Origin of the sequence: Kitasatospora putterlickiae, assembly GCF_039527695.1 — a bacterium.
Classification (GTDB): Bacteria; Actinomycetota; Actinomycetes; order Streptomycetales; family Streptomycetaceae; genus Kitasatospora; species Kitasatospora putterlickiae.
Map to the genome: position 1 here is coordinate 1 of NZ_BAAAKJ010000366.1, position 3,933 is coordinate 3,933.

Annotated in this window: 1 protein-coding gene; it reads right to left on the bottom strand. The window is 70.4% G+C overall.

What is annotated here, in order from left to right; translation table 11 throughout:
* The coding region (locus ABD308_RS32775) for an amino acid adenylation domain-containing protein (RefSeq protein ID WP_344343169.1) at positions 1-3,933 on the bottom strand (3,933 nt) is incomplete at both ends.

The following is a 3,933-nucleotide window of genomic DNA, read 5'->3' on the forward strand; positions in this document are numbered from 1 at the left end:
GCTCGGTGTTCTGCAACGCCAGCATCACCTGGAACAGCGGATGCCGCGCCGCCGACCGCCGGGGATTCAGCTCCTCCACCAGGTACTCGAACGGCACATCCTGATGCGCCAACGCACCCAGACCCGCCTCACGCACCCGGCCCACCAACTCGGCGAACGACGGATCACCCGACACATCCGTCCGCAACACCAACGTGTTCACGAAGAACCCGACCAGATCGTCCAACGCCTCATCCGAACGCCCCGCCACCGGCGAACCGATCGGAATGTCCTCCCCCGCACCGAGACGGGACAACAGCACCGCGAGACCGGCCTGCAGCACCATGAACAACGTGGCGTTGTGAGCGCGAGCCACCTCGCCGACGGCACGGTGCAGACTCGGGTCGAGGACGAAGGACGTCATGTCACCGGCGTACGAGGCCACAGCCGGCCGGGCACGGTCGGCGGGAAGGCTCACCTCCTCCGGAAGCGACGCCAACTGGCCACGCCAATAGGCGATCTCATCGTCCCGCACCACATCCAGCACCTCGCGCTGCCACAACGCGTAGTCCGCGTACTGCACCGGCAACGGCTCCCACCCCGGCGCCACACCCTCCAGCCGGGCCGCGTAGGCCTCGGCCAGATCGCGGGCCAGCGGCACCATGGACCAGCCGTCCCCCGCGATGTGATGCAACACCACCACCAACACGTGCTCCGACGGACCCGCGGCGAACAACCACGCCCTGATCGGGATCTCCGCCGCCAGGTCGAAGGCGTAGCGCGCCGCACCCGCCAACGCGTCACCCAGTCCGCCGGCGTCGACCTCCACCGTCTCCAGCGGAACCGAAACCCCAGTCAGCACCCGCTGGCAGGCCTCACCGTCCACCTCCGCGAACACCGTCCGCAGCGACTCGTGCCGACCCACCACGTCATCCAACACAGCAGCCAACGCACCCCGGTCCAGCACACCCGACAACCTCAACGCCAACGGCATGTTGTACGTCGCCGACGGCCCCTCCAACCGATGCAGGAACCACAGACGCCGCTGCGCGAACGACAACGGCAACGGCTCCGGCCGCACCCCCGCCACCAACACCGGCCGCACCACACCACCAGAACCCAACCGCTCCACCAAACCCGCCACCGTCGGCGACTCGAACACCGCCCGGACGGAGAGCTCCGCGCCCAACCGCTCACGGACACGGCTCATCAACCGCATCACCAGCAAGGAGTGGCCGCCCAGCGCGAAGAAGTCGTCGTCGATCCCGACCCGCTCGACCCCCAGCACCTCCGCGAACACCTCACACAACGCCACCTCAGGCGCCGAACGAGGCCGCCGGCCACCCTCCGACACCAACGCCCCGAAGTCCGGCACCGGCAGCGCGGCCCGGTCCACCTTCCCGTTCGGCGTCAGGGGTATCGCGGGGACGGCCTTGATCAGGGAGGGAACCATGTACTCCGGGAGCTTCTCGCGCAGTTCCTCGGCGACCGCGGACGGGTCGAACCCGGTGCCGGGCTCGGTCACCACGTAGGCGACGAGACGGACATCGCCCTCCCGGACGGTGTGGACCACGACGGTGGCGTGCGTCACTCCGGTGCATCGCCGCAGCGCCGACTCGATCCCACCCGGTTCGATCCGGAACCCCCGGATCTTGACCTGGTGGTCGGCCCGGCCGGCGAACTCCAGCAGGCCGTCCCGGTTCCAGCGGGCGAGGTCACCCGTGCGGTACATGCGGGTGGCGGCCGGACCGTAGGGGTTCGCCACGAAGCGCTGGGAGCTCAGCCCCGGCTGCCCCATGTACCCACGCGCCATCCCGGCGCCGGCGACGTAGAGCTCGCCCACCACGCCGGGCGGCACCAGACCGAGGCGCTCGTCGAGGACGTACACCTGCTTGTCGGTGATCGGCCGGCCGATCGGCAGGGACGGCTCGGGCTCGTAGCCGGGCACCATCTCGTGCAGGGTGGCGAAGGTCGTGGTCTCGCCCGGCCCGTAGCCGTTGACCACGGTGAGGTCCGGGCAGGCCGCCATGACGCGCCGGACCGGTTCCTGCGGGACGACCTCACCGCCGGTGAAGACCTGGCGGACGGGCGCGAAGCAGTCGGGATGGTCCTCGGCCATCGCCTTGAACAGTCCCGCGGTGATCCACATGGAGGTGATGCCGTGGTCGCGGATGACGTCCCGCAGATGCGGTCCGTCGAGCGGCACATCGGGGGCGATGACGACCTGGCCACCGAGCAGAAGAGGCATCCACAGCTCGAACGGCAGGGCGTCCCAGGCGGTCGGCGAGTGGAGCAGCACCCGTGCGGGGTACCTGCCGACCACCGGATCGTCGGCCAGCGACGTGATGTCGGCGTGAGTGAGCCCGATGCCCTTCGGCGTGCCGGTGGAGCCGGACGTGTAGATGACGCAGGCCAGCCGGTCGGGCTCGGGGGCCGCGCCACGGTCGCCGGCGGGCAGGGCGGACGGCGACGCGGACGGGAGGTGCGCGGCGTCGTCCTGGACGAGCAGCACCTGGTCCCCGGGTACGAAGGCCGGGACCCGGGTCGGCGAGTCGGTCAGCAGCAGGTTGACGTTGTTGTCCGCCCACATCCGGCGGACCTGGCTCTCCGGGTAGCGGGCGTCGAGCGACAGGTACATGCCGCCGGCCTTGACCACGGCCAGCACCGCGACCACGAAGCCGATCGAGCGCGGCATGGCGATGGCCACCAGACGTTCCGCGCCGACACCACGGCCGATCAGCTCACGGGCGAGGCGGTCGGCCCGCTCGTCGAGCTGGGCGTACGTGAGCCGGCTGCCGTCGGCGACGACCGCGACGGCGTCCGGGACCCGTTCGACCTGTGTCCGGAAGGCCGTGAGCAGGCTTCGCGCGGGCCGGCCGGCGCCGTTGCGGCCCGCCAGGAGCTGGTGACGCTCCTCGGGGGTGAGGATGTCGGCCCGGCCGACCGGCAGTTCGGGACGCGCGGTCACCTGCTCCAGGAGCCGCACCCACCGGCCCAGGAACGTCTCGACGGTCGCCCGGTCGAACAGATCCGTCGCGAACTCCGCGACCCCGCGCACTCCACCACCGGGCTCCTCGACGAGGCTGAGCGTGAGGTCGACCCGGGACACGCCCGAGCCCACCGGCTCCACCGCCACCGCCAGGCCCGGAAGCTCGAACCGCGCCTGCTCGGTGTTCTGCAACGCCAGCATCACCTGGAACAGCGGATGCCGCGCCGCGGACCGCCGGGGATTCAGCTCCTCGACCAGGTACTCGAACGGCACATCCTGATGCGCCAAAGCGCCCAGACCCGCCTCACGCACCCGGCCCACCAGCTCGGCGAACGACGGATCACCCGACACATCCGTCCGCAACACCAACGTGTTCACGAAGAACCCGACCAGATCGTCCAACGCCTCGTCCGAACGCCCCGCCACCGGCGAACCGATCGGAACGTCCTCCCCCGCCCCCAGGCGGGACAGCAACACGGCCAACGCCGCCTGAAGCACCATGAACACCGTGGCGTCATGGGCGCGCGCCAGCTCGCCGACGGCACGGTGCAGGTCGGGGTCCAGCTCAAACGCCGTCGTCTCTCCCGCGTACGAGGCCACAGCCGGCCGGGCACGGTCGGCGGGAAGGCTCACCTCCTCCGGAAGCGAGGCCAACTGGTCACGCCAGTACGAGATTTCGCCATCCCGCACCTGGTCCAGGAGATCGCGCTGCCACAACGCGTAGTCCGCGTACTGCACCGGCAACGGCTCCCACCCAGGCGCCACACCCTCCAGCCGGGCCGCATAGGCCTCGGCCAGATCACGCGCCAGCGGCACCATGGACCAACCGTCCCCCGCGATGTGATGCAACACCACGAGCAGAACATGCTCCGACGGACCCGTACTGAACAGCCACGAACGGATAGGCACTTCAGCCGCCAGATCGAAGGCGTAGCGCGCCGCGCCCGCCAACGCGTCATCCAGTC